Genomic DNA, 23478 nt, shown 5'->3' with positions numbered 1-23478 from the left:
TCACTAAATTAACACGTTTATCATTATAACGAAAAAAGACTTCTTCGTTAACGAAGAAGTCTAGTAAAAATAAAAGATTAGTTGTCATACTTATTTAAATTAAACTGTTCAATTAAGTTAATTAACTTAGTAGCATAATCAGGATCTGTTGCGTAACCATCCGTAACTAGTGCTTTAGCTTGACTTTTATAATCTTTTGCTGCTAATACATGTTGATACTGATCTTTATTCCAAGTAGTACCATTTTGAAATAACCTAGCATGGGCTTGAATTGAAGATTCATATGAATCATAAATTTGAAAACTAGCTTTTACCGTAATCCATTTACCATTTACATACTCCTTAGTAGACAAAGTTTTGGATGTATTAGGATCACTGCTTTTTACACCAAATAAATTATTATATTTTTGAGACAATTCGCTTTGCCCATAATTACTTTCTAAACAAGCTTGAGCAATTGTAATACTAGGTAAAAGCGCAAAACCTTGATCCGCTTTTTGAGCAATTGGGCCTATTTTTTTTATAAAATCAGTTTTAATTTTCAGCTCCTTAGCTGCTGCTTGTTCTCTAGCTAATTGTTCTTGGCGAATTAATTCGTTATTAATCGCTTGTCTACGATAATAACGAAAACAAACAAAAGCCACTACTAAAATAAGTAGTACTCCAAAGACTTTAACTAAAGTTAATGTTGTTTTTTTTACTCGAGATCGTGAACGTGCCATTTTTATCCTGATTTCTATTTATACTGCATTATTTTAATCAACGGTTTTAAAATTATTGGGGCTAATATTGCACTAAATATAGCTTCTAATATCCCATTAAAAGCCAAAGCAGATGTTAAAAGAACCAATAAATTTCCATTAGTATGTCCTAGATGTGCCAAAAGCTCTTGATTTCCAGTAAGAATTACACTGGCTAAAATAATCACAAAAACTGTGTTAGTCAATGAGCTAATTAATCCTGATAAACAATAGTATAATCTATTATTTTTTAAAGCAACTATCCCTGCTAAGTATCCAGATAAAGCTCTAGGAATTATTGCAATAATTGGATTTTGAAAAAGAAATATACTTACTAAACTAGTCGGACGTGTATAAGCTAAAAACATACTAATTACGCCCCATACTATTCCCAACCCCATTCCTGCTCTAGCACCTAACAATACACTATATATTGCAATTGTTAAAGGAATAGTTGTCACAGCAGGCATGGCTGGAAATAAATATATATTTCCAATATTAGGAATAAATAATTCTAGCAACAGAAGTGCAAAAAAAATTGCACTAATTGCTAAATTTCTAGCCTTTTGATTTTTCACTTTGAAATTCCATCCAAAATAATTCTATAAAAAAGATGCTATTTTGTATAGTAATGCCTCTTTTTCTTGTACAAATGATAAACAAAAAAGGAAGCTGCTTACACAACTTCCTAACTGTATGCGGGCGAGAAGACTCGAACTTCCACGATCTAAAAGCGATCACAAGATCCTTAGTCTTGCGCGTCTGCCATTCCGCCACGCCCGCAACACTCCTATTATGATACACGAATCAGTAATTTAATGCAAGTGTTTTTTCATTTTAAGAGTATTAATTTATGATGTCATTTTCCACAAACATACTTTTTTAAGTCAATCCGCCTAATTCGATAGTATAACTTATGGCAATTAGTACATTGATAGGTATATTTTATCTTCTTTGCTAAGCCAATATCTGGTGCATAGCGGCTTCCACCTACTTGCTTTAGCAGAATTTTGAAATCTCTATTTTGATGTTTATACCCCATCTGATGAGTATGAAGATAATAATGACATAATTCATGCTTGATAATACCAATTAAATCCTTTCGATATTCTTTTTTTAAAAAATGAGCATTAATTTCAATATGACGATCTTTTAAATGATAGCGTCCACCTGTTGTTTTGAAGCGATAATTAATTTTTGCTTTTCCATTAAATGGATAACTAAATGATTCTAAAGATATTTTCCTAATCAGTTTTAATAGTTCTACTTCATTCATAATAAATTTATTTTACAACAAAAAAGACAACCTTTCAGTTGTCTAAAAAATTATATATCAATGTTGTAATTATTCTTTTCCCATTCGTCTCTGCACAAGCTTAACTAGCTCAACAATAATTATCATCAAGCAGCCTGTTCCCAAAACAGCTAACCATTGATCTAAATCTAATTCTGTAACTTTAAATACGTTAGTTAAGAAAGGCAATTCAACTGCAGCCATAATAATTGCAGAAATTACAATTGCCCAATTAAACCATTTATTTTGGAAAGTGTGCTTTCTAAAAATTGATTGGTGAACATATTTAGAATTAAATGCATGGAATAATTGGATTAAACCTAAGGTTAAAAATGCCATTGTCAAAGCATCCCCGTGTTGAAGCTTAGGATCAGCAACATGTGGTCCAATATGGAGACCTAGTGTATATACAATTAAAACTAATACACCTTCTAAAATACCTTGATAAACAATCGAACTTGCAACACCACCACTAAAGAAATTAGACTTTCTACCACGTGGTTTTCGATTCATAATGCCATCTTCAACAGGTTCCACCCCTAATGCAATAGCAGGTAGTGAATCAGTAACTAAGTTAATCCATAAAAGTTGTACAGGTTGTAATACATCCCAACCCATAATAGTCATAATGAAAACAGTCAAAACTTCCCCAACATTACAACTCATTAAATAAAGAATGGCTTTTTGAATATTTGAAAATACTTTTCTACCTTGTTTAACGGCTTCTACAATTGTTGCAAAATTGTCATCTGCTAAAATCATATCACTAGCGCCTTTTGAAACTTCAGTACCAGTAATTCCCATACCAATACCAATATCCGCTTGTTTCAAACTTGGTGCATCATTTACACCATCACCAGTCATAGCCACAATCTTTTCATTAGCCTGCCATGCTTTAACAATCTTAACCTTGTGTTCAGGACTCACACGGGCATAAACACTATAATCAGAAACATGCTCCTTAAAGTAAGTTTCATCCATCTTATCTAGTTCGCTACCAGTCAAGACTCTCTTACTCTGTCCCTTTTCAATAATTCCTAATCGTTCAGCAATAGCTTGAGCAGTAACTTGATGATCTCCTGTAATCATTACAGTTCTAATACCAGCTGCTTTTGCTTCTGCAACTGCTGCTTTTGCTTCTGGACGTTCAGGATCAATCATTCCTACTAATCCAGCAAAAATCAACTTGTTTTCAACAGTTTGACTATTAACTGCTTCAAAAGGCTTTTCCACTTCTTTATAAGCAAGTCCCAAAACTCTTAGCGCGTTTTGAGCCATTTCTTTGTTAGCTAAAAGAACCTGTTCTTTTTCTTTATCAGATAAATTGCTTACTCGTTTAAGTAATTCATCGGGAGCACCCTTAACGGCAACATAATATTTATCCCCGTTTTTATTAACAGTACTCATTAGTTTCCTATCTGAATCAAACGGAACTTCTTGCACACGCTTTTTAGTTTCTAATAAATCAGCAACATTAATGCCCTTATCTAAGCCAAATTGAGTTAAAGCTGTTTCCGTTGGATCACCAAGTAAGCCATCGGCCTGTAGTTTAGTATCATTTGCTAATAACATAGTTTGCATAATATCACTATTAGCATCAACCGCTTCACTAGCATCATGTAACTGACCATCATAATATATTTTTTCAACGGTCATCTTGTTTTGAGTCAAAGTCCCCGTTTTATCAGAACAAATAATATCAGTTGCCCCTAATGTTTCAACAGCTGGTAACTTTCTCACAATAGCCTTATGCTTAGCCATTGTTTGTGTACCCAAAGCTAAAATAATAGTAACAATTGCTGGTAAACCTTCAGGAATTGCTGCAACAGCTAATGATACAGCAATCAAAAACATGTCAATCATTAAACTTGCTTGACTTTCATTAGCTGGATTACGCAAAATACCAACAACAAATACTAAAGCACAGATACCTAAAATCATCCAAGTTAAAGTCTTACCCAGTTGATTTAAACTTTGTTTTAATGGTGTATCTGTTTCATCAGCTTCGTTAATCATTGTAGCAATCTTACCAACTTCTGTTTCCATTGCAGTGGCAACTACAACTCCTTCTCCTCGACCATAAGTTACATTGGTTGAAGAATATGCCATATTAACTCGATCAGCTAACGCAACATCATCTTTTGAAATTAATGATTTATCCTTTTCAACTGGAACCGATTCTCCAGTTAAAGCTGCTTCTTCAATTTTCAAGCTTTCAGTTGTAGTTAGTCTTAAATCAGCTGGAACAACATCCCCAGCTTCAAGTAAAACAATATCCCCTTTAACTAATTCTGTACTTGGTACTTCAACTACTTGACCATTTCTTCGCACATGTGCAACAGGTGTAGTCATTTTTTTCAAAGCTTCAATCGCTGCTTCAGAACGGGCTTCTTGAACAACACCTAAAATTGCATTCATTAAAACAACGAATAAAATAATTCCAGCATCAGTCCATTCTCCAGCAACTACACCGGAAACCAACGCAGCTATCAACAAGACTATAATCATAAAGTCTTTAAATTGATCAATAAATCGAGCAAACATACTCTTGCCCTTTTCAGTTGCTAAAGCGTTAAGGCCGTCTCTTTCTAAACGTTCTTGTGCCTTAGCAGAACTTAAACCTGATTGAATATTAGTATCAAGTTCTTGTTCAATATTTTCAGGACTTTGAGAATAATAATTCTTTGGCAATTTAATACCTCCTAACAAAAAAAGACTCACGTGCTGACGCACATAAGTCTCACTAATTAAGACAAGCCCAGAAAGTTTTTCTTTCGGTTGTTGAGCTTATCGCAATTTACATTGCCGTTACTCCCTTATGATAGCTTTATTATAGGTAAAAAAAGCTTAAGTTTCAAGTTATCTATTTTTTATAAAAGTCATCAAATACTGTAATTGGTAACTCTCTCTTGTGCTTAGTCTTATTCCACCAAGCTTCGATTTTTTCTGCAGCTTCCAGCTTCACTTCTTTGCCTTCAAGATAGTCATCAATATCTTTATAAGTTACACCCAAAGCTACTTCATCAGGTAAATCTGGAGCGTCTTCTTCTAAATCAGCTGTAGGTGCTTTAAGGTATAAATGTTCTGGACATCCTAAATACTTAAGCAAAGCTTTCCCTTGACGTTTATCAAGTCTAAATAACGGAACAAGATCACTAGCTCCATCGCCATACTTAGTATAAAATCCAGTTATATTTTCTGCTGCATGATCTGTACCTACAACCGCACCGCTATAAGCTCCAGCAATACCGTATTGAACGATCATTCTTTGGCGAGCTTTAATATTTCCCTTGTTAAAATCAGTAACTTTAACTCCAGCTTTTTCTAAGCTTTCCACTGTTTTATCTACAGCATCTTTTATATTAACAATTAAATCAACATCTGGTTTTTGAAAAGCAACAGCATCAGCTGCATCACTAGCATCATTTTGAACGCCATAAGGCAAACGAATAGCAATAAACTTATATTCTTGATTTCCAGTTTCTGCTCGTAACTCATCAATTGCTATTTGACAAAGCTTTCCTGTCAAAGTTGAATCTTGCCCACCACTAATTCCTAACACTAAGCTCTTTAAAAATGGATGGGCTTTTAAATAATCTTTTAAAAAATCAACTGAACGTCTAATTTCTTTTTCCGGATCAATTTCAGGTAAAACATGTTCATAAGCTATAATTTCTTTTTGCAAATCTCTCATTAATGCAAACCTCGATTTCTAATTTTAGTTCTTATCTCACTAATTAAATCTATTTTACTTTCATATAAGTTTTGTGACAAATCTACAGGATATTCTTGTGGATTAAGACTTCTCTTATATTCATCCCACAAGTTTTCTAAGTTTGCTTGACAAAAAGCTTTAATTTCAGCAAGTGAACGTGGGTGATCAACATATTTTCCTTCGATAAAGATATCTTTTAATAGAGGTTTGGCTGTGAAATTTGTTACGACTTTATTTATATATGTATATTGTTGATGGAACATAAATAGGGCATTAAAGTTTCTAGGATCTTCTCCTACTCTTGCCACCCAATCTCCTTCGTTTTTTCGATCACTATTAGCGCAAATTCTCCAAACTTGTTTTTTGCCAGGAGTTGAAATTTTAATTGCATTAGAAGAAATTTTCAAACTATCTTTCCAATTGCCATTTTCATCTTCTATCGCTACTAATTTATATACTGCTCCTAAAGCAGGTTGATCAAATGCAGTTATAAATTTGGTTCCAATTCCCCAAACATCAATCTTAGCTCCCTGCATCTTTAAATTAGTGATTGTCTTTTCATCTAAATCGTTTGAAGCAAAAATTTTAGCATTTTTGAAGCCGGCATCATCTAACTGTTTACGAACCTGCTTGGAAATATAAGCCATATCTCCCGAATCAATTCTTACACCTAAGAAATTAATCTTATCGCCCATTTCTTTTGCTACCTTTATAGCAGTAGGAACACCTGAGCGAACAGTATCATAAGTATCAACTAAGAATACACAATCTTTATGTGTTTGTGCATATGCTTTAAAAGCAGCATATTCATTGCCAAATGCTTGAACTAATGCATGAGCATGAGTACCACTTGCAGGAATTCCAAATAGTTTAGCAGCACGGACATTACTTGTCGCATCAAACCCACCAATATATGCGGCACGAGTTCCCCATAATGCAGCATCAGTTTCTTGGGCGCGTCGTGTACCAAATTCCATTAATGCATCTGATCCTACAGCTAATTTAATTCGAGCAGCTTTAGTAGCAAGCAAGGTTTGGAAATTAACAATATTTAAAATTGTAGTTTCAACTAACTGACATTGTGAAAGAGGCCCCTCAATTTGCACAATTGGTTCATTTGCAAAGACTAATTGACCTTCTTCCATTGAACGAACAGTCAAGTTTAGTTCCAGGTTTCTCAAATATTCTATAAAATCGTCATCATAATCTTGTGTTTCTTTAAGAAAGGCCAAATCACTTTCGCTAAAATGCAAGTCATTAAGGTATTGGACAATATGTTCCAACCCAGCAAAAACAGCAAAGCCATTACCAAAAGGTTCTTTACGATAAAAGACTTCAAAAACCGCCTTTTTTTCACTAATTCCCTCTTTAAAGTAGGTATACATCATATTGATTTCATATAAATCAGTATGCAATATTAATGAATCATCTTCATCGATTTGCTTATAAAACATTCTTTTCTCCTATTGCAATAATAAATTAATACCTTTTTATTTTAACAAAAAAGCCTGCACTTGCGCACAGACTTATAAATTAAGATATTTTTGATTTTTAAAAAAGTTTTGAATATAATCCAGCTTGCCATTTAGTCTTTATTCTAAGCTTTAAGAACGTTACTAATTTACGCTTAAATGGCTTACTTCCCTCCATCCAAGTTCCAGTAAATACGTGAATTGTCTTAGAATTTTTAGATGGATTACACAAGATGCCATCAGGATATACATGGATATCATCTTTTAAAACTTGTTCTTGATTATTAGGTACTGCTCCATATTTATCTTTCAAAATATCCGATACTGAAACTGTATTAACTCCCGCCATTTGGTCACTGCTATCAAATTCAAAATCGCGGTCATTATAATAGTCCAACATATCTTTAATCAATGGATGGCCCTTTTCAGCTCCAAAAACTGCTGTAAAGGGATTATCTTTATTTTCAAAACCAACAAAACATTTATTATCTAACAAATCCTTTAAATCATCTAGAACTAAAACATCTGTATCAAGATAAATTCCACCATATTCATAAACTGCCTTAGCACGAATATAATCGGAAACAAAGGCCCATTTTTTCTGTTTATATGCTTGCTCTACATATTTATTTTCATGAATATCAAAGTTAGATTCATTCCATTCAATAATTTTATAATCACCTAAATGTTTCTTCCATGTTTTCATACAGGTTTGAATTTTCTCAGGCTTGGGATTACCACCAACCCATACATAGTGAATAATTTTTGGTATCATTTTATGCCTCATTTTTTATCTTTGTATAAGCTTGTAATATCATTTCTAACTGATTAGCTAAACTAAAATTATTCATTAAATATTCTTTCTCTCGTTTAGCCATTTCCCTCAATTCAATACTTGGCATCAAGCTTGCTTTAAGAATTTGCTCTTTAATCATATCCAAATCTCCAATTGGACTAACAAAACCATAATCTGCACTTGGAATCATCTTTTTAATATCACCAACATCAGTTGATAAAAGAGGAACCATATTATCAGCTGCTTCCAATAACACAAGTGGAAAACTTTCAGAATATGATGTAAGCACCGCTAAATCACATCTCTCATATAAATGAGAAAGATCGTCATGACTCATAAAACCATGAAAAGTAACTTGATTTGAAATATTTAATTCTTGAGCTAAATTTTTCAAATTTTCAAGTTCACTACCATCTCCAGCGATATGTAATCGAATATGTGGATCATGCAAATCTTTAAGGGCCTTCAAAAGCAGTTCCTGTCCTTTTACTTTTTCACAACGTGCTACATTAACTAAATTAAAATAAGGATGGTCATACTTAGCAGGTAAATCAGAACTCTCATGAAAAAAGATTCCATTATAAATAATATGGACCTTTTTCTTATTTATTCCTATTTTTTCAGTTAACAAATTAGCAAAATTTTGAGTAATAGCTAAAATGCCATCTGCTTTTTTTAAAGCTTTTATATTTAACTTGGTAAAAATCCAGCCCATAAATCCACGCCCCTCAAAATCTAATAATGGATTAGAATGAACTGTAATTACCCACTTAGCATTTATTCGCTTTTTTATCAAAGAAAGGTATAAATTAGCTCTTGCCCCATGAGTATGTACATAGTCAAAATTATTTTCATTAATAAATTGGGATAATCTTTTTAAACTAGTTAAATCATATCGACTTTTAGTTTTCAGTACATGCGTTTTTATCCCTTTGGAAATTGCTTTTTGACTAACTGGTCCTTCTGCTAAAGTAAGGAGTTCAAAGTCTTGTCCCTCTTTTTTAGCTTCAGTCAATAAATTAATAATATGAAAAAGGCCACCACCTTTTTCAAGTCCAGCATTAACATGCAGAACCTTCATTATCTTCTTCCTCTCTTACTCCGATAAACTTCTTCAATAAATCTAGGTAATGCCAAAAACCTTCTAAAACGACTAGGTTCTTTTAAAAAGCGATATACCCATTCAATATGCAAGTCTTGCCAAACTTTTGGTGCTCGTTTAGCATGACCTGAAAAGACATCAAAGCTACCACCTACACCCATCATAATTGCAGGTAATTCTTGTTTTCTCAAAATATCTAATAGTTGTTCTTGTTTTGGATACCCTAATGCAGCAAAAACCATATCAGGCTTTGTCTTAGAAATATCACGAGCAATAATGTCTAACTTATCTTTAAAATATCCATTTTTTAAACCCACAATTTCGATATTAGGATATTCTTTTTGAATTCTTTTTCCTAAATCATCAATCACTTCTTCTTTAGCACCGATGAAATAAACCTTATTTTTTCTTTGGTTCGCTATATCAAGCAGCCACGTAAAAAGATCATATCCTGTAACTCGTTCCGAAATTGGTTTATTTAAGATATTGGCTGCTTTTATAATTCCTATTCCATCTGCTGTTACAAAATCTGCATCTTGATTTATTAACTTCATAAAGACTGGGTTTTCATTTGCAGCCATCACAATTTCAGGATTAGCTGTAACAATAAAAGTGGATAATTTATCATCTAATCTTCTAATAATTTCATTTTGATATCCTTTTAAACTATAATTGTTGAACTTAACACCTAAAATATCTACTTTTTCCGGCATATTATCTATTCCTTCTAAGAAATTTATTTGTCACATTTAGAATATCTTGATTAAAATCTAGTTTCATCATAAACATTAATCCTAAATAAATAAGCATAACTATTATTGATTTTAAAGCCATATTGAAAAAGGCACTAGCTAAAATTTGAGGGATTAACATTCCGATACTTAAACTTACTATTCCAATAATAAAGTATTTGGGGATATCTTTAAACACATATTTAAATTCGTAGCCATCTCGCACAATCCAGATTCTTAAAATTAGCACAATAACTTCTGTCGTTAATATACTTATTAAAGCACCTGTAGCACCAAATTGCCGATCTAATATAATACTCAAAAGAACCTCTAACACAGCTCCTATACATACTGGAATTGCATAGTCTTTATCTCTTTTGTTTGCCAGTGCAAATTGATTAGCAAATACCCCACCCATTGGAATAAAAATTATAGTTAATGTGAAGAAAAACATTAATGGCGTCATTGGAATATACTTCTCTCCGAAGAAAAAAGGTACAAACTCTTTAGTATTAACCATCACGATTACAGAAAATAACGTCCCTAACATAACCGTTGCTTCCAATGATTTTCGTAAAATCTTTTTCTGAGCTTCTTTTCCTTCACTAGCCATTTTAGGCATCATAACTAAAGTGATACTTGTAATAACCCCCAAAATCATATTAGCAATCCTTTGCGAATTATCATAATAAGAAACTTGTGTAGTATTCTGAAAGAAATTTAAGATTGGTTTATCTAATGAAGTATAAATTTGAGTAGCAATTTGCGGAATTAATAAAGTAATAATAGCTTTGCTAGTGATCCTTAACTTGTAAAAATATTTAGTTGGCTTTCCAACATAACTTCTAATATTAAACCAAAAAACAAAAGAGCCTAACATTGTAGAAACCGACATGATTAGCATATATTTATATAAATCACTAGGCTCTTTAACTAACACTAAAATTAGCAATACACTGATAAGCTTAACAATTGTATTTCTAAGTACTACTCTCCCAAAATCAGCTAAGCCTTGAAAGAACCAAGCTATATCCAATTGAGCTGAAATCAAAAATGGCACCATTAGCAAAATATAGTTCCAATATTTCACCTTAAAAACAATTGATACTAATACAGTCAGGGCAATAGTAACTAATCCTGCAATTCCTTGAAAATACCATAATCCCCAGAAAGCTTCAGTTAAATCTTTTTTTGGATTTTCTGCTCTAATTCTCGAAATTGTTCTCATTCCAATATAAGATACCGAAAGAGTACAAAAAACCATTAAAAATTGAAACGTATTATTTACACTACTATAAATGCCATACGTATTAGGTCCCAACACTCTAGATAAATATGGCACTGTAATTAATGGCACTAAAACTAAAAAGATTTGATAGATAGCATTATAAAAAATATTTAATAAAGTTTTTTTCAAACTAGTTCACCCTTTTGGTTAACTCATAAATAGATTGACAACAATTCTTATCTTTTTCAAAAAAAATAGTACACAGCTTGTTTCTTCTTTCTTTATATGGATCTTTATCTATATTTTTTAAGATTATTTGTAATTCTTTTTGATTCAATACTTGCTGTCCTGGAACAATCTTTTCATATGGTGACATTAGTAACCCTCTAGCTTTTGAATATTGCTTTAAGAAATTACTTACAAAAATGATAGGCCGATTTAAAAGTAAATAGTCAAAGAAAATAGAAGAAAAGTCAGTCATCAAGAAATCTGTTATTCCTAAGAGCTCATATAGGTCTATATCATTTTCATTAAGATAATTATTATTCAAAAAAGCTATGTTAGAAGCTTGTTTCATTTCAGCACTAACTAATTTCATTTCGTAAGGATGCAGTTTTACAATTAGATATTGATTATTTTCTACTAAAGTGGAATTTAAAGCTACAATATTAAAATCATCAAAAGCAAAAAAATTACCTGATTCAATTTGATTCATTATAGTTCTATCTTCAAGTTCATATCGAAATGTAGGCATATAAATTCCAATTTTTGCTTTTTCATTATCACTATCAAATAGATCTTTTAAAATTATCCTCTTTGAAATTGGTTTATTCAAGAAATCCAGTCTAGGAAATCCAGTTCTTATAAATTTATTTGTGTCTATACCTACGCAACTTGCCATCAAAGTTTCATAGATATCCGAAGAAGAAGCTATATAATCAGCCTGATGCTGCCAAATATTCATATTATGCTTATTTGTATGGTATTTTGTATTGTATGCCATAAAGCCCATTCTTTTTAAAGGAATTCCATGCCATAAAGAAAAACTAATTTGCTTTCTTTTTATTTTAAATGGTTGATGGGTAGTGAATATATATTGTGCTCCTCCTATTTTCTTCCATACACTCCACTTCAAATGAGATGATGGCCACGGCTCTACCAAAGTTACATTTAACTCTGGATGTTCTTTTCTAAGATATTTATAAAATAAATATCCATTTGATCCCGAACGTCCTGCGCCATTTAAAATTACAAAAGAATTTGATCTAATTGGGACAAAAAATGCACATAATTTTAAAAATCTAATATACAAGCCGAATAAAACGCTTTTCATGAATATCCTCCCTATTCTTACTATCAAATTTTAGCAAAAAAGGACCCCTACATGAAAGCTTTATCAAAGTTTTGTCTTTTCTTAAAGTATGATACTATTAATCAAGTAATAAAGGAGCTTATGCTATGAAAAAAGTAATTACTTATGGAACATTTGATTTGTTACACTATGGACATGTCCGCTTATTAAAACGAGCTAAAGAATTGGGCGATTATTTAATCGTAGGTCTTTCAACCGATGAATTTAATGAATTCAAGAAACATAAAGAGGCTTACAATTCATATGCTGAGAGAAAATATATCCTTGAAGCTATTAAATACGTCGATGAAGTTATTCCAGAAGAAGACTGGGATCAAAAAATAAAAGATGTACAAAAATATGATATCAATACTTTTGTAATGGGAGACGATTGGAAAGGAAAATTTGACTTCTTAAAGCCATATTGTGATGTGGTCTATCTTCCAAGAACTCCTGGAATATCAACTACCAAAATAAAGGAAGATTTAAAATAAAAGGAGATGCGCTATGCATCTCCTTTTATCGTGAAAATGTAAATTCGAATCTTTCAGCTACATACTCCGCACGCGTATATTCAAATGGCTGCCCATCAGTTAAAGTAGTTACTTGTCGCCGAGTAACCAAGGCATCTCCTCTATGAATTTTTAAGTACCTTGCATCATTTTCATTAGCAATACTTGCCCCAATATTTTCAACTACACTTCCAATCTTATATCCACCTTTTTCTTCTAAAGTCTTATATAAACTAGTCGAAATATCATGTTTTGAAAAATTTTTTATTAATTTTTGAGGAATAGTTACTACTTCAAAACAAATAGGAATATCATCCGCATACCGAATTCTCTCCATTCTGAGAACATTGTCGTTCTCGTTAATTTTCAATCTTTCTTTTTCAGACAAAAACGGTTTAGTAATTCGATAAGAAAGTAGTTTCGAAGATGGTACTTGGCCATTGGCCCTTGTAATTTGCGTAAAGCTCATAACACCTGACATTTTTTCCTGAACTTTTTGACTTGATACATATGTACCACTCCCTAGTCGTCTTTCCAGGATTCCTTCATCTTCAAGCGTTTTTATAGCTTGTCTCAATGTCATTCTTGAAACCCCAAATTCCTGTGCTAACTGCCTTTCCGCAGGAATTCTTTCTCCAACTTTATATACGCGGTTTTCGATATCTTGCTTAATTTGATTATGAATTTTTATGTAAATTGGTTCCTGCATTCTTATCGCCTCCCAGAATTAGGTCATCAAGTTGTATAAACATATTGTAGAGCAAATTGGTCTAGATTTCATCATTCTGAAAAATAATGAATTATTTTCTTTTTTCCCACTTTAATCCCAAAATATTTACATTCGGCAAATTAGTATATTCTACGCTTAGTGCCTTTTGATCACTAGATAAAACGTTAGTTCTAAAAATAGCGTCATCTTGAACTGCTAATGTGGCACCATTAGGGTTCAAAATAATATCATGTCCCTTAAACTCAGCTTCTCCATTTACAGCTAAGAAGAATTCAAATTCTTCACTACCATTAAAAGTAGATCGGGTAGCATCACAACTCGCATTTTGTTGAAAGTCAGCATGTGACTTACAAAGAGAATTAGTCATTGTTGTTTTAGTGCCTGCAATAGCCATTAAACGATCACACTTACTATTTTGAAGTAGCATAGTTGTTGAACCATCTAAATACATGCCTCCACTAAATACAGAATTTGCAATATTTAACCAACATTCATCGTCACTAGTAAAAGCATTGTCTTCTTTAGAATATATTTGACAATTAAGCATATTCAACCAAGTTTGCCCTGCTAAATGAACATCACGTAATCTAGAATTATTTATAACTAATTCAATATTAGTATCAGAAAAAGTATTGATACTTGAATTTACAGTTGAATTATTTATTATTGCAGTTCCAATTCCCTCTAATGCTAATCCACAATAATCGGTAACGGGATAATCTATTTGAGAATCATTCATTTCAAGCCTAAAATCTGATCCAGAAAAGAACGATACACTACCATTTATTACACGACATGAATATAACTCAACTGTACATTTTCCATTTAACGCTATTGCTGCATTTTCATTAATCTCTGTCTTTATAACACAGTTTCTCAGTGTTAAATAAGTATCTGCATTATAAGGAATAAAAAGCGCATTTCTTTCCCCAATAGTATTAATAGTCAAGTTCTCTAGCGTTACATATCTGCTATCAGGTGATACAGAAATATACCCATCGATTACAGTATCTTCTGGACTTGCTCCAGTCCCCTTGATAGTAACATCACAAGCTGAAATGCCCTGTTCTAATTCATAAAAACCAGGCTTTAAGAGTAACATATCATCCGCCCTGAGATTTTTTAGAGCTTCTTTCCAATCGATTTCATCGCCACCAGCGCCTACTTTAACAATTCTTGGCACGTTATCACCTCTGAGTATAAACAATAATCTTACATACTTTAACAAAAAGGTTTTTTTTAGTAAAAAAAAACGCTCACCAATTGGCGAGCTATTTTTTTCGGGTTGGGTGTTCTAAAAACACTATTGGGTTAACTGGATTCGAACCAGTGCATGACGGTACCAAAAACCGTTGCCTTACCACTTGGCTATAACCAAATCAAGTGGAGGAGAGTGGATTCGAACCACCGAACTCAGGGAGAGCGGTTTTACAGACCGCCGCGTTTAGCCACTTCGCTACTCCTCCGAAACGTTACTTAACTATGATATCTAATTTATCAAAAAAATGCAAGAGATAAATTAAACTTTTTGAGTAACATTCTTTAAATTAATCAATTTCAGCTAAATGCTCTTTGATTAAAGCTATAGCTTCCTGCAAATGATACTCTTCATCGCTAGGTAATGATAATTGAGCAATTTTTTCAACACCATTTTTTCCTATTACTGCAGGATAGCCTAAATAAATACCATATTCTTCAACATAAACGGAACAAACTGTATAAAAATATTCATCAGTTAAAACTGCACGCACTAATTCCATCGCAGCACTTGTAACTGCCCAATTAGTAAAACCTTTACCTGCAATTAATTTCTCGGCATTGCTTTTGGCTTCATTTGCAATTTCAGCTTTTTCAGCATCAGAAAATTCGTGATTAACAGTTGACCACGCAATAAAATCACAAAGTCCATGTTCACCAAGTACAAAGCCACCAATTTGCTTACTGTTTAATTCCAACTTTTCGCTAATTACTCGACGCAAGCGCACGCTATCTAGCATCGTTCCAATTCCAAATACCTTTTGCTTGGGTAAATCCGTAGTCTTTTGTAAAACAGTCGTAATGACATCACAAGGATTTGCAATATTAATGATTATTCCATTAAAACCACTGGCTTTAATTTTTGGACCAACACTTTGTGCATTGCGACTATTAATTGCTAATTCTTCACTACTACTAGTTACCTTCACACCAAAGCCTGCAATAATTAAATCAGCATCCCTTAATTTATCCCAGTCACCATAATAAACTTTAACTTCATGGTCATTGACTGGCAACGTATCTAACAAGTCAATAGCTTCAGCCTGCATTTTGGCTTCATTAACATCTAGCAAAACAATTTCATCACAGTAGCCATGAGTAAAAAGGTTAAACGCTGCAGTTGCACCAACATTTCCTAGACCAATAATCCCTACTCTTCTCATAACCATTCTCCTTTACAAATAATAGCTTATTATACTCTCATTACTAGTTTTTTCGAAAAAAAAGCTCTGAATCTTACGATTCAGAGCTACCTCTATTGGGTTAACTGGATTCGAACCAGTGCATGACGGTACCAAAAACCGTTGCCTTACCACTTGGCTATAACCCAATCGTTTGTGAGCTTTTACTTGTTGCTCAACAAATAATATAATACCCAATAATTTTATTCTCGTCAACAAAAAAATTAAAAAACTTGAAATATTCTGCTATTTCATTCCTTTAGCTGGACAATAGCTACCAGCAAATTCTACTTTATCACCATCAAAAATTAATTTAACTACACTACAATTTTCAAAATGAAAGTTAGTTTCAGGGAAAATATTTCTTACATACATTCCTAAAATTGCTCCGTGACCAACTGCAATTGCGGTTTCTCCATCTGCAAGCTGTTTTTTAATATATTCAATAGCTCTTTTCATTCTATCTACGGCCAAAAAGTCTGCTTCCATAGTAGGATCTGCCACACTTCCATGATTCCATGGTAAAGTGACTTCATCTTGCCCCTCATAAATTCCATACCACTTCTCACGCATATCTTTCAGTCTTTCATATGACATTTTTCTTTCAGTAATAAATTCTAACGTATCAGATGCTCTTTCTTGAGTTGAGCAAAAGGCTTTATCAAATTTTATCCCATTTTTTCTAAAAAAATCACCTGTAACTTTTGCTTGCATTTGTCCTAAGACTGTTAGAGGTGAATCTACCCTTCCTTGAACTTTGTGATAATAATTAAAAACAGTCTGTCCATGACGAACTAAGTAAATTGTTTGTAATATACTTCTCTCCTATTAAGTATATTACAAACATAAATAGTACCATAATTTTATCCCAAAAAGAAAAAGGACTCCTCAAGGAGTCCTTTTATTTATATTTGTTCAGAATAAATTCAAAAATATTAGTACCAACCATTAGCTAACCAGAAGGCCTTAGCAGCAGTCCATGAACCATAACGGCTGTATACGTAGTTATCAGCAACCTTTTCTTGGTTAGTAGCTGATAAGTCACCATTCAAGTAACTGATTGAAAGTTGGTATTTACCATAGTATTGACCGTTTTGTGCAGTGTAAGAACCACCAGATTCTTTATTTGCAATCCAAGCTTTAGCATCTGCTTCAGAACCAGTTGCAGTTGAAGTGTATGAACTAGTTGTGCTTGTTGTAGTTGAAGTTGAACTAGTTGTTGAGGCTGAACTGTAGTTATTTGAAGAAGCAGCATTTGCATAACTAGCTGTATTAGCAACTTGATTTGATGCTTGAGTAGATGAAGAGTAGCTACTGCTTTGTGAAGCCACTTGATTAAAAGCTACATATGGGTTGACACTATTAAGACCAGCTTTAGTCCATTTGGCTTCAATCCATTGTCCACCACCTAAATCATACCATTTGTTGCCTTGACTATCATATGCAGTTTCAAAGACTTTCCAACTAGTTGCATGTTGAAGCTTGTTATTGTTCTTCAATTGTGGATTATCTGGATTGTCCCAAATTGCAATACCATATCCTGGAACATAGTTAATAGTTACAACATCAGTATCATTGTTAACAATAGTTGCAGCGTGTGCAGTATTTGATTTCAAGTTAGTTGCCATTACACCAGTTAAAGTAACTGCTGCAACTGCCATAAATTTCGTAAATAATGAATTTAATCTGATAGACTTTGCGTTTTTCAAGAATAATCTCTCCTTAATAATAACTTTTCTCGTCTGTCAAAATTTCGTCTGTCATTCAATTGACATGATATATACTAGCAGGCGAATATTTCAGAAAAGTTACACAGCTATAGATAGATTATTAAAAATATTATGTCTAATGTTACAATTTGAAATATTTGTAATATTAAATATGGCTTTATTCATCTTTTTGCGAGATTAGAATTACAAAAATTACAAAACCTAACTATTTATTACACAATTATTTATTAGTAGTCGTTAAATTCAGTAAAATGATGCCAATGATAATCATAATTATAGCCAGTACTGTAATCAGATTAGTTTTTTCTTTCCATAATATTATCCCAATTACTGTAGTAATAACTATTCCTACTCCTGACCAAATAGCGTATGCGACTCCTAAACTAATTGTTCTTAAACACTTAGAAAAGAAGAAATAACATGAGGCATAAGAAAATAATGCCAGCAACCCCAAAAACAATTTTGAAAAGCCATCAGATGCTTTCAACAATGTAGTACCTATTAATTCACCAATAATCGCTATCAACAAATAAACATATTCCTTCATACTATCACCAGCTAGTAATTATGCCAGAATATGTATTAAAAGCCTAGATTGCACCCTAGTTTGTTTTTTGCTATAATTTTTTTGTTAAGCTGATTTAGCTCAGTCGGTAGAGCATCTCCCTCGTAAAGAGAAGGTCGCCAGTTCGATTCTGGCAATCAGCATTAAGTCGTTGAAAAAATAATAATTTCGAATTATAATATTAATGTATATGATATTGCACCCTTAGCGCAACTGGATAGAGTGTCTGACTACGAATCAGAAGGTTGTAGGTTCGAGTCCTACAGGGTGCATAATACAAACCTAGGTTAATCCTAGGTTTTTTTGTTGCTTTTTAGATGAAATCTTTCCTTACTTTTAGGTATAATATTACATGGTTTAGTGTAAACCACACTACTATATCAGAAAGGGAGACTTGATGAAAAAAGAAAAAGAGACGAATGCGTCACAAACTGGTTATCGTCGAACGCTCAGTAATTCACATATACAACTAATTGCTCTGGGAGGAACAATTGGTACTGGACTTTTCTTGGGTGTTGGAGATAGCATTCACCGAGCGGGCCCTTCCGTAATTTTAATCTTTATTATAGTAGGATTTTTTCTTTTCCTACTTATGCGTGCGCTCGGAGAATTGATCTTATCTGATTTAAAAAAGCATACATATATTGAATTTATTGAAAAATATCTTGGTAAAAATATTGGATTTATCAGTGGCTATCTGTATTGGATTAGTTGGCTAACTCTAGCCATGGCTGAATTAACTGCATTAGGAATCTATTTTGAATATTGGTTCCCACACTTACCAACTTGGCTTCCAGGACTTATAACAATGGTTGTTTTACTAATAATAAATCTAATCTCTGCTAAAGTTTTTGGAAATTTAGAGTTTAGTTTTGCAATTATAAAAATTCTAACCATATTAGCTTTTGTTGTTATGATTGGCTACTTTTTAATAATTGGTGAATCAACCAAATATGGCGATATTTCATTAGCTAATCTAAATGCGGGAGGCGGATTTTTTGCTAAAGGGAGTCATGGATTCTTACTAGGCTTCCAAATGGTAATTTTCAGTTTTATCGGAGTTGAATTAATTGGGCTAACTGCTGCAGAAGCACAAGATCCAGAAAATACAATTTCCCGAGCAATTGATCAATTACCAATTAGAATAATTTTATTCTATGTTATGGCGATTATAGCAATTTTAGTTGCTATTCCGTGGCCTAAGATTTCTACTACAAGTAGTCCATTTGTCCAAGCTTTAAGTGCTACAGGAATTAAGGATGCTGGCTCTATAATTAATTTTGTGGTTATCAGTGCTGCAATTTCTTCTACCAATAGTTTTTTATATAGTGCAGGTCGGTTATTATTTTCAGTAAACTTTGATGGCAAATCTAAGTGGTCAAAAACTTTTGGCAAGTTATCCAAAACTCAAGTGCCACGTAATGCTTTAATCTTTTCATCTTTAATTATTGCCTGCGCACCTTTAATTACCTTAATTATTGGTGATTCAGCGTTTACTTTTATTTCTGCTACTTCAACAAGTATGTTTCTAATTATTTGGGCAATAATGATTTTGACTCATATACGTTACAGAAAAGAAACTCCTAGAAAAGACTTAAAGTCATTCCAAATGCCATTGTTCCCATACTTAGATTACTTGGTTTTAGCTTTCTTTATTGCAATGATTGGTTTATTACTTTACTTAGAAAAATTTAGAATTCCAATGATTGCAGCTTTAATAGCATTTGTAGTTCTTTACTCAATTACCAAATTTTTCAGAGAAAAAGAATCTAATTAAAGCATAAAAAATGTCCAACTGAATTAACAGTTGGACATTTTTTATGCGCTATTTAAATCTCAACTTAATTTTTTGCCACAAAGACAAAGCCTGTCTCATATGATCAGCTGGGATATATTTTCTTATTGCCTTTAAAACAAATATTGGTTGTTTTGCTGAAAAAATAAAATTCCCATTATTCCGTGTTCTCAATTCAAATCGCGGTATATATTTTCCTTTAAAATGGACATCTGCTACAACATATGTAATCTCATTCCAAGGAATTTGAATATAATCTAATACATTTTTATCATTATAAAATTCAAAACCTTTATCACCAATCATAATTTGACCATAACAAGGTATACCTCGTTGCCAAGTTGCCTTCGTTACGTAATCAGATGTTGTATTAAGTGATTGAACCATTTTTATAATAAACCTACAACATGTCCGGCAATCCCGACAATAAAGATTCCGATAATAATGATAATAGGTGATACTTTCTTCTTTAACAACCACATACACAAGAATGTTAAGCATAATGCAGCAAGACCAGGAATTAAGCTATCCAAGTTATTTTGCAAAGTAGTGACTTTTGTGCTTGTTAAAGATAGCCCTTGGTCGTGCCATTGAATTAAGGCTTGTTGAATACCTTTAGCACCCTTAGGTAATGAACTCCAATCAATATATGCACCTTTTTGAAGTGGAGACTTAGAAACAACAGGTAAGAATTTAATTGATACCCACCGTTCAATTAAAGCACCTAATACAAACATACCCATCATTGAAGCACCACGGGTAACTTTACTCATCAATCCACCTGATAAGTCTTTAGTAATTTCAGAACCTACGCGATAGCCAAATTCTTGAGAATACCATAAGAAAGCAATTCTAATTAAGTTCCAAACAATAAAGAACAAAATTGGACCTAAAATATTTCCTTGAGCTGCTAAACTAGCACCTAATGAACCTACAATTGGCCGTACCGTATACCAAAATACTGGGTCACCAACACCAGCTAAAGGTCCCATCATACCAACTTTAACACCTTGAATAGCTTGATCTTCAACTTCTTTCCCATTAGCCTTTTCTTCTTCTAATGCTAAAGTTACCCCTAAAATTGGTGAAGCTAAATATGGGTGAGTATTGAAGAATACCAAGTGTCTTTCAAGTGCATCTTTTAAATCCTTTTTTTCAGGATATAACTTACGTAAAGCTGGAATTAATGAATAAGCCCAGCCACCATTTTGCATTCTTTCATAGTTCCAAGATCCTTGAAGCAACATAGAACGCCACATAACTTTTAAGCGATCTCTTTTAGTTAAATGGATTTGATTTTCTGCCATTTTAATTTCCTCCCTAGATCTTTTTAGTAATTATCCAAAATATCACCCAAAGGGTCACCAGTACCTTTTGAGCCTGAATTGTTAGAACCTTTACCTTCAAGAGCTAGATACATAAGAGCTAATGCAGCACCAATTGCACCTAATGCAATCAAAGTTAAGTCTTGAATTGCGGCTAACGCAAATCCAATAGCGAAAAATGGCCCAACCTCTTTGCTTGCCATCATATTAATAACCATTGCATAACCAACAGCAACAACCATACCACCACCAATGGTCATACCAGCGGAAAGCCATACTGGCATTGCGGAAAGCCAAGACTTAACAAGTTCAGAAGGAATTGCTAACAAAAGAGCAGCTGGAATGGCTATTCTCAAGCCTTGTAACCCTGTTGCAACCAATTGCCAAAATTCGATTCCTTGATAATTTGCTTTTTCAGCCTCTTTATCCATGATATGAGAAATCGCAACTGCAAGTGTACGAACAATCATTGTTAATCCTAAGCCGGCAACTGCCAAAGGTACAGCAATACCAATAGCCGTACCAATTTTATCAGTTGAAAGGTGTCCTTGAACCATGATGATTGCAGAAGCAACACCAGCAAGAGCAGCATCAGGTGCAACTGCAGCACCAATATTAGCCCAACCCATAGCAATAAATTGTAATGCACCACCAAGCATAACACCAGTTGTAAGATTACCTGTAACTAAACCAATTAATGTACATGAAATAATTGGTTGATGGAATTGCCATTGATCCAAAATACCTTCCATACCTGCTAAGAAAGCAATGAATACAACTAAAACCATTTGAATCGCATTCATGAAACTAAATCCTCCTACTATTTTTGTTCATTAAGGAGGCTTTGAGCCTTCTTAAGAATAGAATCCATATTTTCAGGACTATCACTCGGAACTTTTCGAACATCGAATTTAATGCCCATTTTTTTTAGTTCCTCAAAAGTGTCTACATCTTTTTGATCCATAGAAAGCACACTATTAGAATTTACTTTACCAACAGCATATGACATTGAGCCCACATTTAAAGTATCGATTTGAACTCCATCTTTAATGGCTTCAAGTGCATCTTCAGGATTTTCAAACAAAAGCAAAGCTTTTGTTGCTCCGAATCTAGGATCTTTATCTACTTCTACCATTTTCTTAATTGGCACAATATGTGCTTTAATACCAGCAGGAGCAGCTTCACGAATCATGTTTTTTCGCAAATCATCTTTAGCAACATTATCACTAACAACAATAATTCTATCTGGATTCATTGCTTTTGACCATCCAGTTGCAACTTGGCCGTGCAATAACCGTGAATCAATTCGTGCTAAAACATATTTAATATGTCCATCACCTAAAACAGTACCTTCTGGGATATCTCCTTGAGGTTCTTGATTCTTAACTTCAACTTTTTGAGATTCTTTAGGTGCAAGAGATTCTGGTTTTGTCTTAATTCCATCTTTGGCAGGTTCAACAATTGCTGTTGCAATTTCTTTAGCTGAATCTAAGCTAAACCGTTGACTAAGAGCCTCAATAACCATTGGTAAATTAAGACCTGTAACAATTGCCCAATTTCCACCGTGTTCTTCAAGCAATTTGTTTGCCTGGTTAAAGGGGGTACCACCCCACAAATCAATTAAAAATAGCACCTCATCTTGATTATCGAAAGAATTAATTACATTTTCCATTTTCTTTCGAACATCATCTGGTCCTTCGTCTGGTTTTAAAATTGCTGAGCCAAAATTCTCTTGCTTACCAAAAATCATTTCAGCAGATTGAGAAATTCCCTCAGCAAAGGCGCCATGACTAGCTAGAACTATTCCAACCATCATGCTTCCTCCTTCCAAGATTATAACTGTATACTTTTCTATTATAGCGTAACCGTATACATTTTGTAACCGTTATCTTGGAATTTTATAATAAAAAAGTAATTGAACTATATAGATAAATATTATAAAAAACGACAAAAA

General features: G+C 33.1%; 23 protein-coding genes and 6 tRNA genes. 4 read left to right on the top strand and 25 right to left on the bottom strand.

The genetic code is table 11. The features are described from left to right. Positions 1 to 77: 77 nt before the first annotated feature. The 12 genes from ACNDLV_RS03100 to ACNDLV_RS03045 all read right to left on the bottom strand — a co-directional run bounded on the left by ACNDLV_RS03100 (position 78) and on the right by ACNDLV_RS03045 (position 12411). A complete protein-coding gene (locus tag ACNDLV_RS03100; protein ID WP_006586324.1) occupies positions 78 to 722 on the bottom strand; it encodes a glycoside hydrolase family 73 protein in 645 nt (214 codons plus the stop codon). A gap of 14 nt (positions 723 to 736) precedes the next feature. Further along, positions 737 to 1318, bottom strand: coding sequence for an ECF transporter S component (locus ACNDLV_RS03095; RefSeq protein ID WP_006586323.1), 582 nt, complete (start codon positions 1316 to 1318; stop codon positions 737 to 739). 119 nt (positions 1319 to 1437) lie between these two features. After that, a tRNA-Leu gene (locus tag ACNDLV_RS03090) sits at positions 1438 to 1523 on the bottom strand. A 76-nt stretch (positions 1524 to 1599) separates the two neighbouring features. Next, positions 1600 to 2016, bottom strand: a complete 417-nt coding sequence (locus tag ACNDLV_RS03085) for a SprT family protein (protein WP_006586322.1) — start codon at positions 2014 to 2016, stop codon at positions 1600 to 1602. Positions 2017 to 2085: 69 nt separating this feature from the next. Next, a complete protein-coding gene (locus tag ACNDLV_RS03080; protein WP_022091328.1) occupies positions 2086 to 4725 on the bottom strand; it encodes a calcium-translocating P-type ATPase, PMCA-type in 2640 nt (879 codons plus the stop codon). Between the two features lie 172 nt (positions 4726 to 4897). Further along, complete coding sequence (nadE, locus tag ACNDLV_RS03075) at positions 4898 to 5728, bottom strand: NAD(+) synthase (protein ID WP_006586320.1); 831 nt, start codon at positions 5726 to 5728, stop codon at positions 4898 to 4900. After that, positions 5728 to 7203, bottom strand: coding sequence for a nicotinate phosphoribosyltransferase (locus ACNDLV_RS03070; RefSeq protein ID WP_006586319.1), 1476 nt, complete (start codon positions 7201 to 7203; stop codon positions 5728 to 5730). The genes nadE and ACNDLV_RS03070 overlap by 1 nt, the downstream gene beginning before the upstream one ends. Before the next feature lie 97 nt (positions 7204 to 7300). After that, positions 7301 to 7996, bottom strand: coding sequence for a glycosyltransferase family 32 protein (locus ACNDLV_RS03065; protein ID WP_006587729.1), 696 nt, complete (start codon positions 7994 to 7996; stop codon positions 7301 to 7303). A 1-nt stretch (position 7997) separates the two neighbouring features. After that, entirely contained in the window at positions 7998 to 9098 is a 1101-nt protein-coding gene (locus ACNDLV_RS03060; RefSeq protein ID WP_006586317.1) for a glycosyltransferase, read from the bottom strand. Next, on the bottom strand, positions 9098 to 9832 hold the full coding sequence (locus ACNDLV_RS03055) for a WecB/TagA/CpsF family glycosyltransferase (protein WP_006586316.1): 735 nt from the start codon (positions 9830 to 9832) through the stop codon (positions 9098 to 9100). Before ACNDLV_RS03055 ends, ACNDLV_RS03060 begins: the two co-directional genes overlap by 1 nt. 1 nt (position 9833) lies before the next feature. Further along, on the bottom strand, positions 9834 to 11267 hold the full coding sequence (locus ACNDLV_RS03050; protein WP_006586315.1) for a lipopolysaccharide biosynthesis protein: 1434 nt from the start codon (positions 11265 to 11267) through the stop codon (positions 9834 to 9836). Between the two features lies 1 nt (position 11268). Beyond that, on the bottom strand, positions 11269 to 12411 hold the full coding sequence (locus ACNDLV_RS03045) for a CDP-glycerol--glycerophosphate glycerophosphotransferase (protein ID WP_006587730.1): 1143 nt from the start codon (positions 12409 to 12411) through the stop codon (positions 11269 to 11271). Positions 12412 to 12536: 125 nt separating this feature from the next. Here ACNDLV_RS03045 and tagD point away from each other — a divergent pair, with 125 nt between their 5' ends. Then, positions 12537 to 12923, top strand: coding sequence for a glycerol-3-phosphate cytidylyltransferase (tagD, locus tag ACNDLV_RS03040; RefSeq protein ID WP_006585657.1), 387 nt, complete (start codon positions 12537 to 12539; stop codon positions 12921 to 12923). A 25-nt stretch (positions 12924 to 12948) separates the two neighbouring features. Here tagD and ACNDLV_RS03035 read toward each other — a convergent pair whose 3' ends face one another. From ACNDLV_RS03035 to ACNDLV_RS02995, 9 genes are all read right to left on the bottom strand, one after another. Next, entirely contained in the window at positions 12949 to 13650 is a 702-nt protein-coding gene (locus tag ACNDLV_RS03035) for a GntR family transcriptional regulator (protein ID WP_006586313.1), read from the bottom strand. A gap of 91 nt (positions 13651 to 13741) precedes the next feature. Beyond that, positions 13742 to 14854 (bottom strand): hypothetical protein, encoded by a 1113-nt coding sequence (locus ACNDLV_RS03030; RefSeq protein WP_006586312.1) that lies wholly within the window; start codon positions 14852 to 14854, stop codon positions 13742 to 13744. 123 nt (positions 14855 to 14977) lie between these two features. Continuing rightward, a tRNA-Gln gene (locus ACNDLV_RS03025) sits at positions 14978 to 15049 on the bottom strand. 6 nt (positions 15050 to 15055) lie between these two features. Beyond that, a tRNA-Tyr gene (locus ACNDLV_RS03020) sits at positions 15056 to 15137 on the bottom strand. An 81-nt stretch (positions 15138 to 15218) separates the two neighbouring features. Beyond that, positions 15219 to 16091, bottom strand: coding sequence for a lactate/malate family dehydrogenase (locus ACNDLV_RS03015; protein WP_048588235.1), 873 nt, complete (start codon positions 16089 to 16091; stop codon positions 15219 to 15221). A 95-nt stretch (positions 16092 to 16186) separates the two neighbouring features. Further along, positions 16187 to 16258, bottom strand: a tRNA-Gln gene (locus tag ACNDLV_RS03010). 97 nt (positions 16259 to 16355) lie between these two features. Further along, positions 16356 to 16925, bottom strand: coding sequence for a histidine phosphatase family protein (locus ACNDLV_RS03005; protein WP_034530333.1), 570 nt, complete (start codon positions 16923 to 16925; stop codon positions 16356 to 16358). 119 nt (positions 16926 to 17044) lie between these two features. Continuing rightward, on the bottom strand, positions 17045 to 17818 hold the full coding sequence (apf, locus tag ACNDLV_RS03000; RefSeq protein ID WP_225305989.1) for an aggregation-promoting factor: 774 nt from the start codon (positions 17816 to 17818) through the stop codon (positions 17045 to 17047). A 241-nt stretch (positions 17819 to 18059) separates the two neighbouring features. Then, a complete protein-coding gene (locus tag ACNDLV_RS02995; protein ID WP_006586308.1) occupies positions 18060 to 18386 on the bottom strand; it encodes a DMT family transporter in 327 nt (108 codons plus the stop codon). Between the two features lie 88 nt (positions 18387 to 18474). Between ACNDLV_RS02995 and ACNDLV_RS02990 the strand changes: the two genes are divergently transcribed. The 3 genes from ACNDLV_RS02990 (at position 18475) to ACNDLV_RS02980 (ending at position 20181) form a co-directional block, all read left to right on the top strand. After that, positions 18475 to 18547 (top strand) — tRNA-Thr (locus tag ACNDLV_RS02990). Between the two features lie 55 nt (positions 18548 to 18602). After that, a tRNA-Arg gene (locus ACNDLV_RS02985) sits at positions 18603 to 18676 on the top strand. A 125-nt stretch (positions 18677 to 18801) separates the two neighbouring features. After that, on the top strand, positions 18802 to 20181 hold the full coding sequence (locus tag ACNDLV_RS02980) for an amino acid permease (protein WP_006586303.1): 1380 nt from the start codon (positions 18802 to 18804) through the stop codon (positions 20179 to 20181). 48 nt (positions 20182 to 20229) lie between these two features. Here the strand turns inward: ACNDLV_RS02980 and ACNDLV_RS02975 are convergent, their stop codons facing one another. Genes ACNDLV_RS02975 through ACNDLV_RS02960 form a run of 4 tightly spaced genes read right to left on the bottom strand, consistent with a single transcriptional unit; the run spans position 20230 to position 23337 of the window. Next, positions 20230 to 20586: a DUF956 family protein gene (locus tag ACNDLV_RS02975; RefSeq protein ID WP_006586304.1), complete on the bottom strand. Its 357-nt coding sequence runs from the start codon at positions 20584 to 20586 to the stop codon at positions 20230 to 20232. A gap of 2 nt (positions 20587 to 20588) precedes the next feature. Continuing rightward, complete coding sequence (locus ACNDLV_RS02970; RefSeq protein WP_006586305.1) at positions 20589 to 21506, bottom strand: PTS system mannose/fructose/sorbose family transporter subunit IID; 918 nt, start codon at positions 21504 to 21506, stop codon at positions 20589 to 20591. Positions 21507 to 21529: 23 nt separating this feature from the next. Next, positions 21530 to 22327: a PTS mannose/fructose/sorbose transporter subunit IIC gene (locus ACNDLV_RS02965; protein ID WP_006586306.1), complete on the bottom strand. Its 798-nt coding sequence runs from the start codon at positions 22325 to 22327 to the stop codon at positions 21530 to 21532. Positions 22328 to 22344: 17 nt separating this feature from the next. Next, positions 22345 to 23337 carry a PTS sugar transporter subunit IIB gene (locus tag ACNDLV_RS02960; protein WP_022091332.1) on the bottom strand — a complete coding sequence of 331 codons (993 nt, stop codon included), beginning with the start codon at positions 23335 to 23337 and terminating at the stop codon, positions 22345 to 22347. Between the last annotated feature and the right edge of the window lie 141 nt (positions 23338 to 23478).

The sequence above is a fragment of the Lactobacillus fornicalis genome (assembly GCF_055362665.1).
Note: the sequence above shows the minus strand (reverse complement) of the source record. Positions and strands in the feature narration are given on the sequence as shown.